Origin of the sequence: Methylocaldum szegediense (genome assembly GCF_949769195.1) — a bacterium.
GTDB lineage: Bacteria > Pseudomonadota > Gammaproteobacteria > Methylococcales > Methylococcaceae > Methylocaldum > Methylocaldum szegediense.
In genome coordinates this window covers 3,550,491-3,572,885 of record NZ_OX458333.1, presented here as the reverse complement: position 1 = coordinate 3,572,885, position 22,395 = coordinate 3,550,491, and the positions used below count along the sequence as shown (strand labels likewise).

Annotated in this window: 19 protein-coding genes and 1 tRNA gene; 13 read left to right on the top strand and 7 right to left on the bottom strand. The window is 56.3% G+C overall.

Annotated features, from left to right (window positions below):
- The first annotated feature begins 32 nt into the window (after window positions 1-32).
- From QEN43_RS15460 to QEN43_RS15435, 6 genes are all read left to right on the top strand, one after another.
- Entirely contained in the window at window positions 33-1,220 is a 1,188-nt protein-coding gene (locus QEN43_RS15460; RefSeq protein WP_026609259.1) for a beta-ketoacyl-[acyl-carrier-protein] synthase family protein, read from the top strand.
- On the top strand, window positions 1,217-2,002 hold the full coding sequence (locus QEN43_RS15455; protein WP_026609258.1) for a beta-ketoacyl synthase chain length factor: 786 nt from the start codon (window positions 1,217-1,219) through the stop codon (window positions 2,000-2,002). The genes QEN43_RS15460 and QEN43_RS15455 overlap by 4 nt, the downstream gene beginning before the upstream one ends.
- Window positions 1,993-2,433 (top strand): hypothetical protein, encoded by a 441-nt coding sequence (locus QEN43_RS15450; protein ID WP_026609257.1) that lies wholly within the window; start codon window positions 1,993-1,995, stop codon window positions 2,431-2,433. Before QEN43_RS15455 ends, QEN43_RS15450 begins: the two co-directional genes overlap by 10 nt.
- Before the next feature lie 185 nt (window positions 2,434-2,618).
- Entirely contained in the window at window positions 2,619-3,722 is a 1,104-nt protein-coding gene (aroG, locus tag QEN43_RS15445; RefSeq protein WP_026609256.1) for a 3-deoxy-7-phosphoheptulonate synthase AroG, read from the top strand.
- Between the two features lie 3 nt (window positions 3,723-3,725).
- Window positions 3,726-4,703, top strand: a complete 978-nt coding sequence (gene thiS / locus QEN43_RS15440; RefSeq protein WP_026609255.1) for a sulfur carrier protein ThiS — start codon at window positions 3,726-3,728, stop codon at window positions 4,701-4,703.
- 279 nt (window positions 4,704-4,982) lie between these two features.
- Window positions 4,983-5,588 carry a peroxiredoxin gene (locus tag QEN43_RS15435; protein WP_026609254.1) on the top strand — a complete coding sequence of 202 codons (606 nt, stop codon included), beginning with the start codon at window positions 4,983-4,985 and terminating at the stop codon, window positions 5,586-5,588.
- Between the two features lie 70 nt (window positions 5,589-5,658).
- Here QEN43_RS15435 and QEN43_RS15430 read toward each other — a convergent pair whose 3' ends face one another.
- From QEN43_RS15430 to QEN43_RS15420, 3 genes are all read right to left on the bottom strand, one after another.
- Window positions 5,659-5,946 carry a hypothetical protein gene (locus QEN43_RS15430; protein WP_036267828.1) on the bottom strand — a complete coding sequence of 96 codons (288 nt, stop codon included), beginning with the start codon at window positions 5,944-5,946 and terminating at the stop codon, window positions 5,659-5,661.
- 151 nt (window positions 5,947-6,097) lie between these two features.
- The gene (locus tag QEN43_RS15425) at window positions 6,098-7,129 is read right to left on the bottom strand and encodes a M14 family metallopeptidase (RefSeq protein WP_317963385.1); all 1,032 of its coding nucleotides are present in this window, start codon (window positions 7,127-7,129) and stop codon (window positions 6,098-6,100) included.
- Window positions 7,129-8,556: a glutamate--cysteine ligase family protein gene (locus QEN43_RS15420; RefSeq protein WP_026609252.1), complete on the bottom strand. Its 1,428-nt coding sequence runs from the start codon at window positions 8,554-8,556 to the stop codon at window positions 7,129-7,131. The genes QEN43_RS15425 and QEN43_RS15420 overlap by 1 nt, the downstream gene beginning before the upstream one ends.
- Before the next feature lie 1,004 nt (window positions 8,557-9,560).
- On the opposite strand from QEN43_RS15420, the gene QEN43_RS15415 reads away from it, so the two are divergent.
- Window positions 9,561-9,634: transfer RNA gene (locus QEN43_RS15415), tRNA-Gly, on the top strand.
- A 55-nt stretch (window positions 9,635-9,689) separates the two neighbouring features.
- Here QEN43_RS15415 and QEN43_RS15410 read toward each other — a convergent pair.
- Window positions 9,690-10,205 carry a DUF2127 domain-containing protein gene (locus QEN43_RS15410; RefSeq protein ID WP_051331438.1) on the bottom strand — a complete coding sequence of 172 codons (516 nt, stop codon included), beginning with the start codon at window positions 10,203-10,205 and terminating at the stop codon, window positions 9,690-9,692.
- 184 nt (window positions 10,206-10,389) lie between these two features.
- Here QEN43_RS15410 and QEN43_RS15405 point away from each other — a divergent pair, with 184 nt between their 5' ends.
- The 4 genes from QEN43_RS15405 to QEN43_RS15390 all read left to right on the top strand — a co-directional run bounded on the left by QEN43_RS15405 (window position 10,390) and on the right by QEN43_RS15390 (window position 13,445).
- On the top strand, window positions 10,390-10,671 hold the full coding sequence (locus tag QEN43_RS15405; protein WP_051331437.1) for a DUF4389 domain-containing protein: 282 nt from the start codon (window positions 10,390-10,392) through the stop codon (window positions 10,669-10,671).
- Between the two features lie 1,188 nt (window positions 10,672-11,859).
- Window positions 11,860-12,381, top strand: coding sequence for a molybdenum cofactor biosynthesis protein B (gene moaB, locus QEN43_RS15400; RefSeq protein ID WP_026609249.1), 522 nt, complete (start codon window positions 11,860-11,862; stop codon window positions 12,379-12,381).
- 94 nt (window positions 12,382-12,475) lie between these two features.
- Window positions 12,476-13,156 carry an NnrU family protein gene (locus tag QEN43_RS15395; protein WP_026609248.1) on the top strand — a complete coding sequence of 227 codons (681 nt, stop codon included), beginning with the start codon at window positions 12,476-12,478 and terminating at the stop codon, window positions 13,154-13,156.
- An 82-nt stretch (window positions 13,157-13,238) separates the two neighbouring features.
- On the top strand, window positions 13,239-13,445 hold the full coding sequence (locus QEN43_RS15390; RefSeq protein ID WP_026609247.1) for a DUF6494 family protein: 207 nt from the start codon (window positions 13,239-13,241) through the stop codon (window positions 13,443-13,445).
- 42 nt (window positions 13,446-13,487) lie between these two features.
- Here the strand turns inward: QEN43_RS15390 and moaA are convergent, their stop codons facing one another.
- Both moaA and QEN43_RS15380 read right to left on the bottom strand, forming a co-directional pair.
- Window positions 13,488-14,489: a GTP 3',8-cyclase MoaA gene (gene moaA, locus QEN43_RS15385; protein ID WP_026609246.1), complete on the bottom strand. Its 1,002-nt coding sequence runs from the start codon at window positions 14,487-14,489 to the stop codon at window positions 13,488-13,490.
- 114 nt (window positions 14,490-14,603) lie between these two features.
- Entirely contained in the window at window positions 14,604-15,809 is a 1,206-nt protein-coding gene (locus QEN43_RS15380; RefSeq protein ID WP_026609245.1) for an EAL and HDOD domain-containing protein, read from the bottom strand.
- 430 nt (window positions 15,810-16,239) lie between these two features.
- Between QEN43_RS15380 and QEN43_RS15375 the strand changes: the two genes are divergently transcribed.
- Window positions 16,240-19,071 (top strand): 2-oxoglutarate dehydrogenase E1 component, encoded by a 2,832-nt coding sequence (locus QEN43_RS15375; RefSeq protein ID WP_051331436.1) that lies wholly within the window; start codon window positions 16,240-16,242, stop codon window positions 19,069-19,071.
- The gene (gene odhB / locus QEN43_RS15370; RefSeq protein WP_317963384.1) at window positions 19,046-20,293 is read left to right on the top strand and encodes a 2-oxoglutarate dehydrogenase complex dihydrolipoyllysine-residue succinyltransferase; all 1,248 of its coding nucleotides are present in this window, start codon (window positions 19,046-19,048) and stop codon (window positions 20,291-20,293) included. The genes QEN43_RS15375 and odhB overlap by 26 nt, the downstream gene beginning before the upstream one ends.
- Here odhB and QEN43_RS15365 read toward each other — a convergent pair.
- A complete protein-coding gene (locus QEN43_RS15365; protein ID WP_051331435.1) occupies window positions 20,183-22,390 on the bottom strand; it encodes a sensor histidine kinase in 2,208 nt (735 codons plus the stop codon). The genes odhB and QEN43_RS15365 overlap by 111 nt on opposite strands.
- Window positions 22,391-22,395: the final 5 nt, after the last annotated feature.

Below are 22,395 nucleotides of genomic sequence, written 5' to 3'. Positions count from 1 at the left end.
AATCTGACGCTATCTTTCTCCAAACCGACTCGATGCAGCCTTTGATTCTTTCCGCGTTCACCCTGACCAGCAGCCTGGGCAGAGGGTTGTCCGCGACCTTAGCGGCGCTTCGGGAACAGCGCAGCGGCCTCCGCTATTGCGATTTTCCGGGAGCCGAACTGGATACCTATATCGGACGGGTCGAGGGAATCGAGGACGAACCGATCAAAGGACGCTTGAGCGATTATGATTGCCGCAACAATCGCCTCGCCCGAATCGGCCTGGAACAGGACGGATTTATCGACGCCGTGAAAAGCGCCCGTCGGCGATACGGGCCGGAAAGAATCGCGGTGATCCTAGGCACCAGCACGTCCGGTATCCTGGAAACTGAATCCGCTTATCGCCGGCGCGATCCGGAAACCGGCGCGCTGCCGCCCGATTTCCGCTACCGGCAAACCCAGAACACCTTTTCCGTCGGCGATTTCACCCGACGCTATCTCGATTTGCATGGCCCTGCTTCCGTCATCTCCACAGCCTGTTCATCCAGTAGTAAGGTTTTCGCGAGTGCCGCACGCCTGATTCAAACCGGGCTGTGCGATGCGGCGGTCGTCGGAGGCGTCGACAGTCTCTGCTTTACCACCCTTTATGGCTTCACTGCACTCGAACTGGTTTCCTCCACTCCGTGCCGGCCTGCCGATGCAGAACGCAATGGCATTTCCATCGGGGAAGCGGCCGGCTTCGCCCTACTGGAAAAGCCGGATCGCTGCGACGGCGACATCGCACTGCTCGGCTACGGCGAAAGTACCGATGCTTATCACATGTCTTCGCCGCATCCGGACGGACTCGGTGCCGCCGAAGCCATGGCCCAAGCCATGGATCGCGCCGGCATGGAGCGCGAAGCGATCGACTATATCAATCTGCACGGCACCGCCACAAAGGCCAACGACACCGCCGAGGACAAGGCCGTATTCCGCATTCTTGGCGCCAGAGTCCCATGCAGTTCAATCAAGGGCTGGACCGGCCATACGCTAGGAGCGGCGGGGATCGTGAACGTCGTCGTGAGTTGCCTGAGCCTGCGCGAAAGCTTCGTGCCGCGCAGCCTGAACACCGAACGGGTCGATCCGGAAATCGCTTCCTGGATCGCGACCGAGGAACTGCGACGGCAGGTGCGAACCGTTCTCAGCAACGCCTTCGGTTTTGGCGGAAACAACGCCAGCCTAGTTCTCGGGAAACGCTCATGATTCGAGTATTCGTCGAAGGCGTAGGTATCATCGGCCCTGGTCTGCCGTGCTGGAACGAAAGCCGCGAAATCTTGGCGGGGCGGCGAGCATACACGGGCGGCGAGCTGCCGCGGCTCCAAGCCAGACGGTTGCCTACCGCGGAGCGCCGAAGGAGCACCGCTGTCACGCGGCTTGCGATTGACGCCGCGGAACAAGCGCTTCCGCCAGACATGAACGCGACTGAAGTAGCGACGGTCTTTTCGTCCTCCGGAGGCGAAGTCGAAACCATTCATCGGATTTTCGAAGAACTGGCAACCCCCGAACGGTTGATATCGCCAACCCAGTTCCACAACTCCGTGCACAACGCGGCGTCTGGCTACTGGGGCATCGCGACCGGCTCGCGGAAGGCATCCACCAGCCTGTCGTGCTTCGACGACTCTTTCGCCATGGGACTTTTGGAAACGGCCGGACAGACTTTGATCGAAGGAACCCGGGGCCTGCTGGTTGCCTATGATTTTCCGCCGCTGCAGCCGATTCTCCGGGCTCGTCCGTTGCTGGCACCGTTCGCTGCGTCGCTGTTGCTTGCCCCTGCCCCATCGGAGCTCAAACTTGCGGAACTAGCAATCGATTTCGCGGACGCCGACTCGGACGATGCCGCACGTATGCAAGATCCGGGTCTCGAAGCCTTGCGCCTCGGCAATCCAGCGGCCCGAAGCCTGCCGCTATTGGCCGCCCTGGCCCGCTGCGAATCCGTCAAGCTGAGTTTTGGACACTTGCGGGTCGAACTGACGCCATGCGCCTAAGTCAAAGCGAACTCACGGCTTTGCTCCCGCATACCGGAGCGATGTGCCTACTAGACGGTGTGCTCGACTGGGACGAAACCCGCATCGTCGCTTTGGCAACCAGCCACCGGCGGCCGGATCATCCGCTGCGCCGCGATGAAGGGCTAAGCGCCCTGTGCGGCGTCGAATACGCCGGTCAGGCGGTTGCGATCCACGGAAGTCTCTTGGCCGGACCACCAAACGGTCCGGCGAAGCCAGGCTATCTCGCGTCCATCCGCGAACTGGAACTTGCCGTCGATCGCCTGGACGAAATCGAATCCGATCTCGTCATTCGCGCGGAAATCCGTCACGGAAATGAAACTGGCTTGCTGTACGCTTTTTCCGTGGAATCGATGGAATCGAACGACGGCCCTCTTCTCTTGGGCAGAATCTCGGTTTTTCTGCCCGGTTGAACTGAACCTGCGCGGCATCGATGGTTGTTTCTTTTTTTAAGGAGAACGCCTCATCGGGTAGAACCACACTACTCGGACGAGTACAATACCTAACTTTTTATTTAATGCGCTTCTATGTCAGGCAAACAAGACGATTTCTGCGGTAAGACAAGGCGATGAAAAAGCTTTCGGAAATCATGGCGGGAATGCACAACGAATACAACACGGATGACCTACGCATTTGCGAAATCAAGGAAGTGATTCCGCCGATACAAGTCCACGAAGAATTTCCCATTACACAGGATGCCGCGCTTACGACCTTGCAAGCGCGCCGGGAAATTCACCGTATTCTCGCCGGCGAGGACGACCGCCTGCTCGTCGTCATCGGCCCATGCTCGATTCACGACCCCAAAGCCGCCCTGGAGTACGCCAGTCGTTTGCTGGAAGTGAAGCGGGAATTGGCCGACGACCTGGTGATCGTGATGCGGGTCTATTTCGAGAAACCTCGGACGACAATCGGCTGGAAAGGCTTGATCAACGACCCATGCCTGGACGAGAGCTTCAATATCAATAAAGGGCTCCGACTGGCCCGTGAACTGCTGCTCAATCTCAATCAGATGGGCATGCCGGCCGCGACCGAATATCTCGACCTCATCACGCCGCAATACGTATCAGACCTCATCGCCTGGGGTGCCATCGGAGCGCGTACCACAGAGAGCCAAGTGCACCGCGAATTGGCTTCAGGGCTTTCCTGCCCCGTCGGTTTCAAAAATGGCACTGACGGCGGTATCAAAGTCGCGATCGACGCCATCGGTGCGGCCAGACGTCCACATCATTTTTTGTCGCTGACCAAGGCGGGCCATTCGGCCATTTTTTCGACCACCGGCAACGAGGACAGCCACATCATCTTGCGTGGGGGAAAGGAGCCGAACTACGATGCCGCAAGCGTAGATGCCACGGCTAAAGCCCTAGAAAAGGCAGGCTTGCCGCCCAACATCATGATCGATTTCAGTCATGCCAACTGCATGAAGGACTATTTGCGCCAATTGAGCGTGGGCATGGATGTGGTGGCGCAGCTCGAGGCCGGGGATTACCGTATTTTTGGCGTCATGATCGAAAGCCATTTGAAAGCCGGTAATCAGAAACTCGAACCACACAAACCTCTGGAATACGGCCTGAGCATCACCGATCCTTGTCTCGGCTGGGACGACAGCAAGTCTCTGCTGCAACGTCTGGCCCAAGGCGTGGCCAGGCGGCGCCAGCATAGCCGCCAGAGGACAACCGCAGGACTGACCCGATCGAGTGCTTGACCCATGCGCATTTTTGTCAACGGCGAACCGCGTGTCATAGCCGATGGAGCGACGCTGGCCGACCTCATTACCGAGTTGAAGCTGACCGGCAAACGCATCGCCGTGGAAGTGAACCGCGAAATCGTGCCCCACGGACACTATGAAGATTACCGACTCGCTATGGACGATAAAATAGAAATCGTACACGCCATCGGCGGCGGACAGGCCGATCCCCTGGTCATCGCCGGCCGCACCTACCGTTCAAGGCTCCTGATCGGGACAGGGAAGTACAAGGATCTGGACGAAACCCGCCGCTGCGTGGAAGCATCCGGAGCCGAGATCGTCACGATCGCGATACGCCGCAGTAACATCGGACAAGATCCCGGTCAGCCGAATCTGCTCGATGCGGTTCCGCCGGATCGCTACACCCTGCTGCCCAACACGGCTGGCTGTTACACCGTGGATGACGCGGTACGTACCTGCCGGCTCGCACGCGAGCTTTTAGACGGCCACAACCTAGTCAAGCTCGAAGTCCTGGGCGATCCCAAGACACTGTATCCGGACGTCACCGGCACCTTGGCTGCCGCCGAAATCCTGGTCAAAGAGGGTTTCCAGGTCATGGTTTACACCAACGACGACCCGGTAGTGGCCAAACGGCTCGAGGAACTCGGCTGCGTCGCCGTGATGCCGCTCGCCGCGCCGATCGGTTCCGGGCTCGGCATACGCAACCCTTACAACATTCTGACCATCGTCGAGAACGCCAAGGTTCCCATTCTGGTGGATGCGGGCGTGGGCACGGCCTCGGACGCCGCAGTCGCCATGGAACTCGGCTGTGACGGCGTGTTGATGAATACCGCCATCGCTGAAGCGAAAAATCCCGTATTAATGGCCGAAGCAATGAAAAAAGCCGTGGAAGCTGGTCGCGAAGCGTTTCTCGCCGGCCGCATGCCGCGCCGCCGCTATGCCTCGGCGTCCTCTCCCGAATCCGGACTGTTCTTCTGACTCGCCGACCGCATCCCGGCCGCTGTTTCGAACAAACAAACACTGTATCTCCTGTTGAACAACAAGCGGCGGCCCAAGCGTGAAGGCTTTTCCGACTGTCTTGAACACGAATCGCGAGAAGAATTTCTGACTAGTTTTGTGTAGAATCGGTGGCTCTTGATTTTTGTTTTTCGGCCGTCATTTCAACGGATGACCGAAGCCGTCGAAGCTACTGAACCGCGTTCCGTGGCTCACGGCCAGTCCATCTAAACCTGACACGATTATTAAAGGAGACGTTTGATGAGCGTATTAGTCGGTAAACCCGCCCCGGACTTTCAAGCGGCCGCTGTTCTAGGCGATGGTACGATCGTCGATAATTACTGGTTCTCGAAGGAAACTAAAGGCAAGTATGCCGCCATCGTCTTTTATCCGCTGGATTTCACTTTCGTCTGCCCGACCGAATTGATCGCGCTCGACCACCGTATCGACCAATTCAAACAGCGGGGCGTCGAAGTCATCGCGGTTTCCATCGACTCCCAGTTCACCCACAACGCCTGGCGGAACACGCCGGTGGAGAAAGGCGGCATCGGACCGGTACGGTACACCTTGGTGGCGGACGTCAGTCACGCAATCGCCAAGGCCTATGACGTGGAAGTGGAAGGCGCTGCCGTGGCTTATCGCGGTACCTTCCTGATCGACCGGAACGGCATCGTCCGTCACCAGGTCATCAACGACTTGCCGCTGGGCCGGAACATGGATGAACTCATCCGCATGGTCGACGCGCTCCAGTTCTTCGAAGAGCACGGTGAAGTGTGCCCGGCCGGCTGGAACAAGGGCAAATCCGGCATGAGTGCCAGCCCCGACGGCGTCGCCGAGTATCTGAGCAAGAACGCCGCCAACCTGTAAGTCCCGGAAGTTCCTGCTTAAATGCCAAACGCCCCGCGGGCACAAGCCTGCGGGGCGTTTTTGTTTCCGGCTATTGCTGTGCCTTGGCTGCCTTGAGCAAAACGAAATACCGAACCAACACCGCGCACAAGAGACCGAGTATGACTGACGAGAGGTTGATCAGGCCGGTCGTGAGCGTGGGCTGCTGCGCGTGGAGTGACGCCACCCATGGCTTGGCGACGAGCAGGCTCCAAGCGAAATTGGGAATATAGAACGCCAAGAGCCCCGCGAACGCCCAATGAAAAACCGGAAGACCCCGATCTTCCGCGCTGCGATAAAACCAATATGCGATCAATACCGCGACGATACCGCCTATCATTATGCCTCTCCTCCGAATCTTATTGCTGTAGTCGTAATGTTTTTTTGCCGGATACTACGCTCTGTTATCACGAAGCTGTATCTGCCGTACATATTTTGCGACACGGTGGCAACCTCGTAACAGCGTACGATACAAGAGATTCGGAGACCGTTCACCATCGAGGTCTGAGCGTTTTTCGCTCCATCAAATAACACAGGCAGTCCTGCCGGATCACCCGCTTGTCCAGTGTCAGCATAGACGGCATCACCGCCCTTTTCAGCACCAACCGTCCCTCGCGAATTTCGAAATAGTCCGCCGTGACATCCCCGCCGGATTCGTCGCGAGCGACAAGGGGAAATGCGGACGAACCGTCTTTGATCGTTCCCAACGCCGTACCACCGCTCAATTCCGTGAAATTGAGATGATCCAAATCCTCGTTCAGGCTCAGGTCCGCATCCTGGGAACCAAAATCGAAGGACACGTCGTCACGCACGGTGACTTGAACGACCGTGTGATAAAAATCCAGGTCCTGCGGTGCAACCGGGTGATCCGATATGTCGGTCAAATGCAGACAGGCATCCAAATATTCGAATACATGTTCGCTGCCATGTCTTTGGCCGGGTTTGCCGCACTCCAAGGTGACCGCCGGACATAACCGGGCGAAAGCTGACGTTTGGGTGCCTTTGGGGTAGGTGAAATAGATCACCAGCCGACTGAACATGGAAGCCAGCCGGAAAAACCGATGATCCAGACGGTTGATGCAAGCGTAATGTGGGTTTATTCCCGTGTTGTTATGCACATCGATACTCGCAAAAACGCATCGACGGTCCATTTCGTCCACTATAGCCTGCATCATGGCGGTTTCCGGACAGGCAGGATGCGTGGTTCCGGGCCAAACGCGATTGTAGTCCACCTGTCCTTCCAGCCTCCGCACGCCTTCCCGCGCGGCACTGACATTGCCGACGAAAATTGAGAGCGCGCGCGGCAAAGCCTGGCTCGAATATCTTCGGAGCAGGTTCTGCAATGCATAGAGGCCGGTAGGTTCGTTGCCGTGAAGCAACACGGACACGAACAAGGGTCTTTCCTGACGGCCCGGAAGGTGAATGAGCGTGGATCCCGGCAGTATCGTATGCAGGGACTCCGCACTTATCTCGGTCAAGCCTTGCGGAACATGATCCAATTGGGTCAAGAATGGAGCGTCCATCAGAGCGGCCACCGATGAACCGGCTCCCCGCTCTTCTGGCAAGTCAGATACTCGCGAGTCATGGTCGAAAATTCCCCGGGATGTTTCGCTATGAAGCGACGTTGCCATTCGCTGCCGGTCTGGCCGGACACGATCCGCTGCTCAATAATACTTAAGAAACGAGCGATATCCGCTTCCGCCAACGCCAATCGTCTCAAGCCGGTTTCCGCTTTTGGCAGCAGTTCATATAGCAGCCATGACTTGATCGGCAGCTTTACCCCGCCACGCCAAACCACATGCGCCCCCAAGCCGTATCGAGCCGACTGGTAAAAATTATCCTTGGCTTGAGCGAACGGAATCAACGGCTCGCCGGGCTCGTTCGCAAGCGCTTCCATCAGACCGTAAAAGAATGCCGCGTTGGCGATCATATCCACAATGCTAGGGCCTGCCGGAATGACTCGATGTTCGACTCGAATGTGCGGACAGCCATCAGGATCGAAACCCACCAGGGGGCGATTCCAGCGCCAAATGGTGCCGTTGTGCAGACGCAAATGGGCGAATCGATCAGGCGGTGTTTCCGACAGAATCGGCAATAAAACCGGATAATGCTCGAAATTCTCCTCGAAGATCTCCGTAATCACACGCCGGGCATAACCGCTGCCGAAACCGACCCGATGCAAGGGCCCCTGACTAGCCTCGCGGAAGCCCCCGACATCGACCGCTTGCTCGAACAAGGGTATTCGGGTTTCGGCCCAGAGATCCTTTCCGAACAGGAAGGGAGAATTGGCAGAAACCGCCACTAGCGGTGCAGAAACCAGAACGGCGGTATTGAAATAATCCCTGACCCTCTCAAGCGGAACCTGGAGGTGAATCTGAAACGATGTCGCCGCCGATTCCAGCATCACATCCTGGTGTTTGACCGCGAGATGCTGATGGCCGGAAATGTCGAGCTTCAACGGCTCCTGACGGCGTGCCGATAAAATCTGCTCGTTCAGCGCCCGAAACCGGTTCAGTTCGGAAATATTGCTCAGATTGAGTACCGCCGCCGGCACCGTCGGCAGTATTCCGATCGCCACTAGAGCGACGCCCAGAGATTCTGCTGCCGAACTAGCCTTTCGCCAGAGGTCGGCCAATTCGAGATGAAGCAACGAAAGTACAGACCCGCTAAGGACCTGCGGCTCGCTGTTAAATTCCACATTGAACTTAGCGAGTTCCGGGCAGGCCTGCGCGTCACCGAAACGTTCCAGAAACGCGGCGTTGACCGGCGCGGGATTCATCTCGGAATCGACCAGCCACGATTCCAGCTCGAACCCGGTGATCGGCCCCCGTGACGAACACATGCCCCTGCGGACATAGCGATCGAGCAACGCCGTTTCCTCTAGCAAGCGCTGGCGAAAAACATCGAAATCGGCATCGGAGAACCGGGCTCTCGCTATCTCTTGTCCCATGTTCCGTCCCAAATTTTTGGTGATCTAACCGCAGCATGCGAGAGAATCGAACCGGCCCCCGCATGCACCATACTTTCCGTTCTATAGACCACCAAAGGGTCCAAAAAGATTGATCAAGACTCGTAAAAATGCGTAAAATTGAGGCGATTCGCGGGTGTAGTTCAATGGTAGAACCTCAGCTTCCCAAGCGTGCGACACGAGTCGCGTCGGTAGCTGGCCTCCTCACAACGTTATAATGAGGGAAACAGCCGAAGTTCCACCAGCACGCCTAATCAATCCTGGTGGCAGAGCCACAACTTAAGAGTTCTTTAAGATGTCTCTGGTTCTGAAGTAGGCCTTTTATCGACAACGCGGCGAAAGCCGTTTAAGTAGTTGTCTTGCAAATCACAGGATTTGACAAGACCCGGTGTTCAGCCACCGGTAGCCTAACTACGGTGCGGGGTTGGTAACGACCTCGTGCTAAGCGTACTGACAACGTAGCCACCTTACGGGGTACACTAACTCCGTGAGGAGTCTAGTGTGATACTGGGAGTCGCAACCTGGTTGAGGCGCTAGGCAGAGCCTAAGGGTTAGCATACGCGAACCGCTGTTAAACGTCGTTAAGCTGAACAAGCCAAAGGCGACTGACAGGCTTGCCCAAAATGGGATGTGGTGAGGTTGCTCTTCTGCTTGGTAAGGGCACGCTGACAAACAACACCACCGGCGGAAAGGCGGAACCCTAACGACTCTTGCTACTTTAACGGAACGTGGTAAGCCCATACAGGCGTCCTGGCAACAGGACTAAGCAGCCCGTAAGGCCTGCTGATGCCTGTGTGGGTAAAGGATCGCGGAAAAAGCGAAGACCGGTCTGTAATGGACCGGATAGGGGATGAAATGATCGCCCCGACCCGAAAGGGTGCAGACTTCCGCGTGGTGGCCTATCGCGAGATAGGTCTGTCAACTAACCCCCGAGGGGATGGATGCATCCCTTCGGGGAGAAATGCGTCCATCTCCGACGGAATTGGGCGGGTGTAGTTCAATGGTAGAACTCGGGCTTCCCAAGCCTGCAATGTGGGTTCGATTCCCATCACCCGCTCCACGATCCGTATCCTGCATCCTTGAACATCCACTCGCTATTCCGCAGTCCAAGCCGCCTACGCCGGCACACTCAGATTGTTCTTCTGCGAGCGCCACAGTGTAAGGCCTACATAAGACACAATCCCTACATTGACGGCGAAAGTCAAAACCTTAATCCACGAGAGCCCGGCCAACAGCTCAAAGAGCTCGATCGGAATATAAAGCGCGCCGCTCACCACTGCGAACCATTCCGCCCAGCGCCGTCTTCGCCATAATCCATAAGCCTCGATAAACCGCAAACCGCTGTAGGCAAATGCGAAACCGGCAAGGATCCAAAGCCTCGTATCCGTAAGTTGTCCAGCGAGATCGATAAAGATTCGCGGATATCGACTGGCTGGATTGAGGTAAAAATGGCCGACGATTTCCTCGGCCAACAGTTGTACGTCATGATGGATGAGAGAGAGAACTCCGAATCCCGCCAGCAGGATCAGTATGCCTTTGATGAACTCGACTATCGCGATCACACGTAGCCCGTCTTGCAAGTGTGACGGCTCAACGACGCTGTTGCGCTTTCCAGGTAAAAGTTGCCCCATGGTGATGCCCCTCCTAAAATCCGTGCCCGCCGGCTTCCGGAAAAATCGGACTTGCGACTGCACGATTGGCTGATGATGCTGCCGACCACCCTGAACCTTTTCGTCATTCGGTGCCGGCTGTCATGCGCTACCGTTGACAATACCCTTTGAGTAGCTCCACTTTGCTTCTTATTCTTTCGGCCGTATGAAAGCCTCTATCAACAATAATCAAGTCCCCATGAATGCCTTTAGGCGCCTGTTATTTATGGCACTGTGTTTTGCACTTTTCGGTGTCGTGCGTTTTGCATTGTGGACTGTCGTGCTGCTCCAGTTTATGTCCCACGTTTTTACCGGCCGCCCCACCCGGATTGGTGTGAAATGGGGCGAGGCCCTGTCGGCGTGGATTTTCAATATGATGCTTTTTATGTCCTATAGCACAGAACGTATGCCTTTCCCGTTTTCGGCTTTCAACGCAACAGAAGACTGACAGCTGCAAGCCTTTCTTACCCGCCCAAACCCGGTTTTATCCGCCGTTCCTCATTCCTTGAAATATAAAAAACCCACCTAACGGTGGGTCAAGAGGAGGAAGAACACATAGCTATAGACTGCGTTGCCGTCCATTAGTTCACACATGCGGCAAATTTTGTTGCTCTATGTCAACAATTTGTTGCAAATAAGCGGCTCTGCTCGAGTAAAGGCCCGGTCAACGCCGAAAAGGCAAGCGGCCGCGGTGCGGATTAAGAAATTCGAGATGAGAATCTAATTAACCGGAGGGCGGAGGTCCGTCGCCGAGGAAGGCACCTCGTCGAGCGAGCACCAAACAAGGCGCGATTTCTAGGGCCGCTATTGCGCCGTTTTACGATTCTTTAGCAGGAAATAGACCACGGCCACAACGTAAAGGGACAACGCGGTCGACGCGAAGATGCCGAAAATGAAGCTCCCGCGAGACCGGAGAAGATAGGATCGAGCGTGGTGACGAAAGAGCCAAACAGCACAGCGGCCGCGGTGAGAAAGATTGGGCGGAGTCACAGAGCGCCGGCTTCGGTCAGGGAATCGACCAGGGGTTTGCTCCGGCCCAATGAAGTCGATGAGAATGATGGAATTGCGCACAGGATGCGGGCCAGCGCGACCATGTTTGAGCGCTTCCTCGAGCCCGAGTAGACAGCGGACACTTGTCTCCGCCCACGCGTCGACGACGGCCCAGTCCCAAACCCGGTCAGACAGGTGGCGAATGCGGCCCAAAATTCCGACCGGGAACGCTTAAAGATTCATATCCTGCGCTTGCTCCTTACCCGTTTGCGCCTCAATGCTCGACAATCTTCCTTGATTCGTGGCTCGATCACCGATCCGGGAGAAATAGGCGCCTTCCGCAGATCGACCGCCCTTCAATCGCGATCTGTTCACTGTATTACTAATGTTTAATTCAGTTCGGATTTTTCGGTTTGAGGATTGCCCGCCCTCAGGATGTTCGATAGCTTTATTAAGGCCATACATAAGAAAGCATCGGGCTAGTCAATCCTGGATTGGGGCCCCAGCACGGAGACACGAAATTTCGGGAGAGTACTTGCCGGCTGGATCGATAAATACTCGCAGGATCTCCTACAAGCTTACGGCGAGGCGGAGAACCGCCTGACGAGCCGAATTTACAACACGTATTCACAGGAAAGCATCGCTTATGTCCCAAGAAAGAGGCTTCATTCCCCTCAACATCGCCGTATTGACGGTCTCCGATACGAGGACGGAAGACACGGATACGTCGGGAAAAACCCTGGTCGACCGGCTGAGCGCGGCGGGGCACCATCTTGCGGACAAGCGCATCGTGCCCGACGATATTTACCGAATACGCGCCGTGGTGTCGGAGTGGATTGCCGCGGAAGCAATTCATGTCGTCATCACCACCGGCGGCACCGGCGTTACCGGGCGTGACGGCACCCCCGAAGCGGTGTCGGTCCTGTTCGACAAGACTCTGGACGGGTTCGGCGAAGTTTTTCGAGCCATTTCCTACCAGGACATCAAGACCTCCACCATTCAGTCCCGCGCCATAGCCGGTGTAGCCAACGGCACCTATATCTTCTGCCTGCCGGGCTCCTCGGGTGCATGCCGAACCGCATGGGATCACCTCATTCGAGATCAGCTCGATTACCGTACTCGTCCGTGCAATCTTGTCGAACTAATGCCCCGCTTACTCGAGAAGTGAGCCGAGCAGCAGCAAAGGCGCTTCAGCTAGACGTCAAGCGTGTCGGCAAAAACTTTCGCTGAACTGTAACGAACTTCAGATCCGGAGCCCGCCTATGATCCAGCTTACGTTTGCAGCTGCGTTTTTCGTCGGCATTCATTTCCTGATCGCCGGCACCCGATGGCGGGACCGGCTGATCACGAGATACGGCGAACGCATCTACCGCGGCGGTTTTTCGATCCTTTCGCTGGCAGGTCTCGTTTGGTTGATCTATGCCTATCGTCAGGCACCTTACATCGAGACCTGGGGACAACTCCAATGGTTCAAGCCGATCGCTGCGTTTCTGATGCTCATCGCATTCATCCTGGCTGTAGCCGGCGTAACGACACCCAATCCAACTGCGGTCGACGGCGAGCCTCTGCTCTATGAAGCCGAACCGGCGCAAGGTATGCTACGGATCACCCGGCATCCCTTCCTGTGGGGAATCGCCCTCTGGGCTGCCGTGCATCTGATCGCCAACGGCGATGCCGCGGCGCTCGTACTGTTCGGGTCCTTTCTTATCTTGACCTTGGGTGGAACCCGTTCGATAGACACCAAGCGTCAAAGGCAATTCGGGGATCGATGGGCGAAATTCGCGGCGGCGACGTCCAACATTCCGTTTTACGCTATCCTGGAGAGGCGCAACCGACTTGAATGGGCTGAAATCGGCTGGTGGCGCATTGCACTGGCCCTGGTACTCTACTTCGCACTAATGCACTTCCATAGCTCACTGTTTGGAGTTTCGCCGCTCTTCTGAGCTCGTCGCTCGAGACATCGGAATCAAGGTCCCCGAATTTTGCATCGAAACTTGAGATCATTGAAATCAGGGAGTCAAGGTGATGAACGACGATACCTTCAATATGGATGTCCGCAAGTTTCTGAAAAGAGTCGGCGTCACTTCGCAACGGGAAATCGAGCTGGCTGTCCACGATGCATTGCAAGCCGGCAAGCTGGCCGGAAACGAAAAATTTGCCGCAAAAATGATGTTGGAAGTACCGGGGCTGAACATCCGCCACGTCATAGAAGGCGAAATCGCTCTGGAGTAGGTACCCGCGGCGATACGCGTGGTCGCCACTGAACCGCAGGGTTCAGCCGCCGGTGGCGTTCATGTGGCGAAAAATGACGGGCTGAGCCTTGATGTCGAAATGATGCCGCTCGGGCTTGATCGACATCGATTCGACGATCGCGTGTTTCAGCTTTGGCATATCGCCGGGATTGGCGCGCAAAACCCGTTTTAGGTCGATTGAGTGTTCGTTGCCCAAACAGAGCAGCAATCGCCCTTCTGCCGTCACTCTAACGCGATTGCAGCTTGCGCAGAAATTGTGGCTGTGCGGGGAAATGAACCCCACACGGGTATTGGTACCGGACACCCGATAATATCGGGAAGGTCCGCCTGTCGTTTCCGGAGTGGGCAGCAAGGTAAACCGCTGGTCGAGATCGCGCTTGATCTCATCGCTAGAATAATATTCGCTGGCACGATCATGCCCCTCGACCAGACCTAAGGGCATTTCCTCTATGAAACTGATGTCGATACCCTTGGCGATCGCATAGGCAACCAAATCACCCACTTCGTCGTGATTGCGGTTCTTGAGTACGACGGAATTGATCTTGAGTCTCTCAAAACCCACATCCAGGGCGGCATCGATGCCTCGCAGCACTTTGGCGCAGTCACCTACGCGGGTCATTTCCCGGAATCGATCGGGCTTCAACGAATCGAGACTGACATTGATGCGCTTGACTCCGGCCGACTTCAGCAGAGGAGCGGTCTTTTCCAGTTGCGAGCCGTTGGTAGTTAAGACCAGCTCTCTCAACCCCCGCAACTTTCCGATTTCATGCAAGAGATCGATCGCACCCTTGCGGACCAGCGGCTCTCCGCCCGTGATCCTGATCTTTTCCACGCCGAGCTCCACGAATGCCTTAGCGACGGTGAGGATTTCCTCGAGCGTCAGGATCTGGGCACGCGGCAGAAAGACCGTGTCTTCGTTCATGCAATAAAGGCAGCGGAAGTCGCAGCGGTCGGTGATGGAAATACGAACATAACTGACGCGCCGCCCGAAACGGTCAATCAATTGCGTGGATAAAGCCGCCATAACCTTAGTTCTAATCGGATCAGCTCGAGGAACTTATGATTTTTGCACGAAACCGTCCTATAGCCAAGTAATTTACTCAGGATTTATCCAGGCTCCTCCTCCCGAAGGCCAGTGTCAAGCGGTTTCCAGAATTCTTCGAGCGCTCGTCGCCCAGCGAATCGATTCCAGGTAAACCCGGGCTGGCACACCCGGTTCGAACCCGCAGCCGTGGATTTGACCCGATTCGGCACGTTCGAACGCGATTACAGCGCGGAGAATCTCCCCGATCGGACCACTGCCGCGCAGCAGCGCTTCATTGATGCTGTCGTCGAGATTCAGGTGTCGCAAGATGTTCCCGATAGGAACATCCATGATCGCGTCCAGCAACGAAAACAGCCCCGCGATGTAATACCGCTCGGTATCGGGCCGTTTCAGCTGTTCCGCCAATAGCTCACAGGCGCGCGCCCGCACCATTGCCGTGATCAGCAATTCACGCGGCCGATAGTCGACGGAATTGACCAGGATTACGGACGCCCAATTCTTGACCCGTTGCAAGCCTAGGAAAGTCACCGCCCGCCGGATCGAATCAACACGTTTCGTAACGCCGAAAAATGCAGAATTGACCAAGCGGAGAAGCTTATAACTTAAGGTCAGGTCACGCGTAATGATCGCCTCGGCGTCGGCGATTTCAGCATTCGGATCGTGGAGCCGACCCAGCAATTCGAGCACGGCCAGGCGATTTCCCGGTATGTCGCTGCTGTGTATCGGTCTGGGGCGTTCGAAGAACACACCTTCGTAGTAATCGAAACCCAGCTTGCAAAAACGATCGTACTGGTCCGGTGTCTCCACATCGCGCACCAGAAGGCGCAGTGCCCGACCGGGATTCGCCGTCCAACGCGCCTTGAAATCGTTCAGCCTGCGGGCATCCAGAGAGCAAATCGACGCGAAACCGGCCGTGTGCCGAAGCTCCGCTAGATCGCAGGACGGATTGTGGAGCGCGATGGTAAACCCCTCCTCCGCCAGCCTGGCCACTGCTTGCTGGGCCGTGTTGTCATTCAGGACGTCTCCCGATACCGCCACAACCATCTGAGATTTCGGCCATGCCAATCGTTCGCACACGCTCAGAAAAGCAAATGGAACTCGAAGCATGGCGCGGCCGTCACCGACCAGATCTTTCAAGTCCACTGTCTGACCCGCCTGCCGCACTGTCTCGGCCCATTGGTCTTCGCTGTCCTTGGTTCCGGTGCTGAGTGCTTCGCCGCTGCAAACGCTGAGCTCATAGCCAAAAACATCAAAAGTGCCCGTGTAAATGGGCACACGACCAATCAACCCGTCAAACATTGCTATCCCCCGCCTTGTTTCGACCGACAACAAAACATGCACAAGAGGCTAGCACAAGAATCATTCACGTACCGGCGCTTTCACGCGACCTACCCGTCGCTGCCATTCCCCAGAAAGGCTAAAATCGCCGGACCGTCGCTCACTCAGCCTGCATCAGAATAAACTGGCGTAGACTTAAGTCTTGAGAAGTAACCGGACCCCAAAGACCGATTGTGGCATCGGGCGGGAAGCGGCAAGTCCGGCGCGGGCCCGCTCGTCTGACTACCGAAACTCGGATGATTTTCCCAGCTTTATCGGAGATAAAACTCGGCTCAAAATTGTCTTTAATATACGCGTCCCACAGCCTGACCAAATGGACTGAACGTGTCACGGTAGGCAAAAACCATCATCGAAAATCTTAAAACACGGGACGGACACACGAGACCATCGAATGAATAAACTCTTACAACTTCTCAGAGAAGCATCGGCTTTTAGCGAGGACAATATCGGTTTTCTCGAGGATCTCTACGAGAAATTCCTGCGGGATCCCGAGTCTGTCGATGAAAGCTGGCGCGAACAGTTCCGGTCGATCCAATACGAATTGGCAAAGGCGGAGCCCTACGCCGAAAAGGTCATCGGGAAATCCGAAGCAGAAGACTTGCTGCGCAAGCAATCCGCGGTCGACCGGCTGATTTGCCAATACCGCACCCGCGGCCACCAGGCGGCCGACAACAATCCGTTGAAGCTGTCGCCCCCGCCGGGCCTGAGAGATTTAGATCCGGCCTATTACGGTCTGGGCGAAGAGGAATTGGACCGACTGTTCTACATCGACATTCTACGAAGTTCGGAACGGCTGCCTTTGCGCGAAATCCTGTCGATGCTCCGGGAGACCTATTGCGGCCCGGTCGGTGCCGAGTACATGCACATCGTCGACAGCGATATCAAACAATGGATTCAAAAGCGGTTGGAAAGCACACGTGCACGCGGAAACTTCGATGCCGACGAAAAGCGATGGATCCTGAGGCTTCTTACCGCCGCCGAAGGAATCGAAAAATACCTGCACCGCAAATACGTGGGACAGAAGCGATTTTCGCTCGAAGGGGCGGAAACTCTGATCCCGCTGTTAGATGAACTGATCCAACGGGCCGGCGAAAAAGGTTCCAAGGAAATCGTGATGGGCATGGCCCACCGCGGCCGCCTGAACGTACTCATCAACATCCTAGGAAAAAAACCCAGCTCGCTGTTTCAGGAATTCGAGGGGATCTATCCGAACTCGCCCCCGTATGCCAGTGCAGGCGACGTGAAATATCACATGGGCTTCTCGTCGGACATCGAAACCCCGGGCGGCACGGTGCATCTTGCTCTCGCCTTCAACCCCTCACACCTCGAAATCATCGATCCGGTGGTGGAAGGCTCGGTACGCGCGCGCCAGGATAGGCGCCAGCACGAAGACGGCGAGAAGGCGGTGCTTCCGGTGCTGATCCACGGCGATGCCGCGTTCGCGGGGCAAGGCGTCGTCATGGAGACGCTCAATATGTCCGAAACCCGAGCATATACGACGGGCGGAACCATACATATCGTCATCAACAATCAGATCGGCTTCACTACCAGCAATCCGTTCGATGCCCGATCTACGCTGTACTGCACCGATGTCGCTAACATGATCCAGGCCCCGGTGTTCCACGTAAACGGCGACGATCCAGAAGCGGTGCTCTACGTCACACGGCTCGCGCTCGATTATCGGATGAAATTCAAGCGGGACGTGGTGATCGACCTGATCTGTTACCGGCGCCACGGCCATAACGAGGCGGACGAACCGGCTGTCACCCAACCTTTGATGTACCGTTTCATCCGTAACCATCCGACGGTACGGAAGCTGTACGCCGATCGCCTGATTGCCGAAGGGGTGGTGACTCCAGATGAAGTCCAACGCATGGAAGAGGATTACCAGAACGGCCTTAAGAAAGACGAAACCTTCCTGCGGCCGGTCGTTCACGACGCCATGAATTATGCCAAGACCCGCTGGAATCATTATATCGGCACCGAGTGGACCCAGCCCTGCGAGACGGGTATAGACCCGAAAAGGATTCAAGATCTCTCCCAGCGTCTGATCGAAATCCCGCCGGGGTTCGCCCTTCATCCACGCGCGGCCGCGATCATGGAGAGCCGGCGAAAAATGGCAGCGGGGGAGATCCCGCTGGACTGGGGTTATGCCGAAACCTTGGCCTATGCCTCATTGTTGACGGAAGGGTACAGCGTACGTTTGACTGGCCAGGACGTGGGGCGCGGCACGTTTTTCCATCGTCACGCGATCTTGTACGATCAAAATACTGGTGATACCTACATTCCACTTCAGAACCTCAGCAGCACACAGGCTCGTTTTTACATCTACGACTCTCTGCTGTCCGAGGAAGGCGTACTCGGGTTCGAATACGGCTACAGCAGTTCCGAGCCCGAAACCTTGGTCATTTGGGAAGCCCAGTTCGGCGACTTCGCTAACAATGCCCAAGTCGTGATCGATCAGTTCATCACATCCGGCGAAACCAAATGGGGAAGGCTCAGCGGACTGACCATGTTTCTGCCTCATGGCTACGAAGGCCAAGGCCCCGAACATTCGTCAGCCCGGATCGAGCGCTATCTGCAACTGTGCGCCGAGCAGAACATTCAAGTCTGCGTACCGACAACGCCGGCCCAAATCTTTCATCTCTTGCGCCGGCAGATGCTTAGGCACTATCGCAAGCCGCTGATCATCATGACACCCAAGAGTTTGTTGCGGCACAAGCTGGCAACTTCTCGGCTGGACGAATTATCAACCGGCAGTTTCCGAAACATCATCGGCGAGATCGATGCCCATGACCCCGCTAAGATCACACGCGTCGTTCTCTGCACCGGCAAAGTGTTCTATGACCTCTTGGAAACGCGGCGTAAGGAAGGTCTCCATCATGTCGCGATTATCCGTATCGAGCAGCTCTATCCCTTCCCTTACGACACTTTTATGCAAGAGCTGGCAGCCTATCCGCAAATGAAGGAATTGATCTGGTGTCAGGAAGAACCGGAAAATCAGGGCGCCTGGCACCAGATCAAGCACCGCTTCCTGAGTCTTCTGGAAAAGGACATCATCCTCAGCTATGCTGGGCGTCCAATGTCGGCGGCCCCTGCAGTGGGCCAATTCCACCGGCATTTGGAACAGCAAAAGAAAGTCGTCGAAGACGCATTGTTTGGAACCGTGCCCCGTCAAGAGCCTTTAGGAATCGTTCATGCGCATCGAAGTCACCGTGCCTAACCTGCCCGAGTCCGTTACCGACGCGACCCTGCTCGACTGGCATAAGAAGCCAGGCGACACGGTGCAGAAGGACGAGACACTCGTCGACTTGGAAACCGAGAAGGTCATCCTCGAAGTACCCGTGCCGGATAATGGCGTATTGCAGGAAGTTCACCACGCCAAAGGGGACGTGGTTGCAAGCGGCGACCTCCTCGCAGTGATCGAAACCGAGGTCCGTCCCGCGGTCGCCGAGACCGCAGCGCCTCCGAAAAAGCCGGAACCAGCGGCCGTACCCGAAGCGGCTCCCAGGCCCGCGACGTTTGCCCAACCCATGGGCCCCTCAGTACGCCGGCTGATCCTGGAACACAACCTCGACCCGACACAGATCAAAGGCACGGGACGGGAGGGCCGTCTGACCAAGCAAGACGTCCTGGATTATCTGGAATCCCGAAAACGCAAAGCCCTCGAAGAAACCGCGCCAGCACCGAAACCGGAACCGGAACCGGCAGCAAAGGAGAAACCGTCGGCCCCTGCGCCAGAAGGTCGGGGCGAACGGCGTGTGCCCATGAGCAGGCTCCGTGCCCGTATTGCCGAGCGCATGATCGAGGCGCAGCATACGACTGCGACGCTGACCACCTTCAACGAAGTCAATATGCAGAAGATCTTCGACCTGCGGAACGAGCACCGAGCTCGCTTCGAGCAGCGGTATAAGATCAAGCTTGGCCTCATGTCCTTTTTCGTCAAAGCGGTGGTAGAGGGACTCAGACGCTTTCCGATCATCAATGCTTCAGTCGACGGAAACGATATCGTTTACCACGATTATTACGACATCGGTATTGCGGTATCGACCGATCGTGGACTGGTGGTGCCAATCCTACGTGACGCCGACCGTCTCGATTTCGCCGAGATCGAAAAGGCCATCGTCGATTTTTCGCAGAGGGCTCGAGACGGCAAACTCAGTTTCGAAGAACTGAGCGGCGGTACCTTCACCATCACCAACGGCGGTATATTCGGCTCCATGCTCTCGACCCCCATCCTCAATCCGCCGCAGAGTGCCATTCTCGGCATGCATGCCATCAAGGAGCGACCTGTGGTGGAAAACGGGCAGATTGTGATCAGGCCAATGATTTATCTAGCCCTTTCCTATGATCATCGCATCATTGACGGCCGCGAAGCGGTGACTTTTCTGTTCACCTTGAAGGAACTGCTGGAAGACCCGGTCAGATTGTTTCTCAAGATCTGACGCGGAAGCCTCGCCGCAACCGTCTGCGCCCAGGCTTTCAAAAACCACGAGAGAGTGGGTTTGGTCACACCCAAGAGGCGCCTGGACAGGCTGCCCCCGACCATCGTGCTCCGTCCGGCCTGCTCTTCGCTGTGACGATTGGTCGTACAACGGCAATCGAACCCAAAACTCGCTACCTCGATGTTTGCCGTGGCTGGCGACCGAAATTCTGCCACCGTGCATCTCCACCAGGCTTTTTACAAGCGCCAGGCCGACGCCAAGGCCACTGTGCCCGTCGTGCAGCGGCCGTTCAAATTGCACGAACGGCTCGAAGATATGCTCCAGCGCATCCGGCTCGATTCCGATTCCATTGTCTTGCACTTTGATCGAAACCTCCCGTTCCCTCCGTCTCACCGCCAATTCAATCCGACCGCCTACCGGCGTAAATTTCGCGGCATTCATCAACAAGTTCGCGATAATTTGCGAGAGTCGGGCCGGATCGCCCCAGAGATAAAGCGATTGATCGGTCCCGCTGAGCACCAACTCCTGTTGATTCTTGTCGATAACCGGCCGACAGAGTTCGATAGCATGAGCGACGATCGACGCCATATCAGTCATTTCAAAATTCAGATTCAGCTTGCCTCTAGCAACCCGCGATATATCCAGGAGGTCGTTGATCAGTCGGGTCAGATATCTGACCTGACGTTCGATACTCTCGGTGGCGGACGCGATCAGTTCCGGCCGTTCGGAACCGCGGCGCTTCAAGAGCTGTGCCGATGTCAAGATCGGCGCTAGCGGATTGCGAAGCTCGTGAGCCAGGAGCGCGATGAATTCGTCCTTTCTACGGCCTGCTTCGCGCAAGGCTTCTTCAGCTTCTATGACTTGACTCAAACTTTCCTCGGCACGTTTTCGATCAGTAACGTTGGCAAGAACACCGACCAAACAGCGGCCGCCTTCCCGGCAATTAAGCACTCGCAATGCGCACGCTTCGACCCAATTCCACTGTCCGTCCGGCATGACGATGCGGAACTCCCGGCGCCAGCTCTCGACCGGCCGCTCTCCGGCCTCGGAAACGTCGAACGAATTTCCCTCGGTAATGTTCTGCACCCAGCCCAAAAATTGCTGCTCGAAATCGATCGCCGAGTGAATGTTCGCCGGATCCAACCATGTCATTCGGCCGCTCGCCAAATCGCGCTCCCAGATCGCCATTCGCCCCGCTTCAAGGGCAAGTTGCAGACGAGTCTCGTTCTCTCGCGAGGCGTTCTCGCCGGATTCAATTTGCCGCGTGACGTCCTTCACGACAACATTTACGCCGGTTACGAAGCCATCTTCTTCCTTTATGGGCAAAAAACTCGCTAGGAAGGCCGACTCCGTTTGAGCACCGCTTCTCTCCATGCCGGGGATCTCTTTTTCCAGGATCGGCTGTCCCAATACGATCACGCGCTGCAGCAGCGGATAGAGCGCCTCTCCGAGCTCCGGAACCGCTTCAAGCATGCTCTTTCCGATACCCACTTCGACAGGACACCCGACTATCTCAGCAAAGCGCCGATTGATGCGAACGAAACGGAGTTCTCGATCAAGAAAGCAGAGACCGACGGGGGCAGCGGCATAGATGTTTTCGATTTCGGCAATGTGCGATTTGACGGTACGTTGGCTTCGTACGAGCGATTCCTCCAACTTCTGCCGATGGACGGTTTCTTGCTCCAGCATGAGCTGATGGCGCGAGGCTTCCCGCGCCTCGAACCTGGATAGCCGATACCTTCGACCGATCCAGATCAGCAACAAGCTCTCGGCGATAAAAAAAACAAACCGAACCCGCTGATCCACGTCCGGAAATTGTTGCCGGAGATCGAAAGCCGACTCTCCCGGCAGCAAATGGGCAGCCGCCACGGCGAGGAGCATGGCAAATAAGCCGATGCCCAGTCCGCCTAGCAACGCGCCAATCAAGACCGGAATCAGCAACAAAAAACTTACCGGCACCGGGCTGCTCAGCGCCGGCACGGCGGCAATCAAACCCAGAACAACGGAGAGTGAAGCCACGACCGCGAGATTTGGCTTGAGAACGTCGAATGGATCCCTGTGATTCAAGGCATCGTTGGATTTAATGAAGTTGGACACGACTA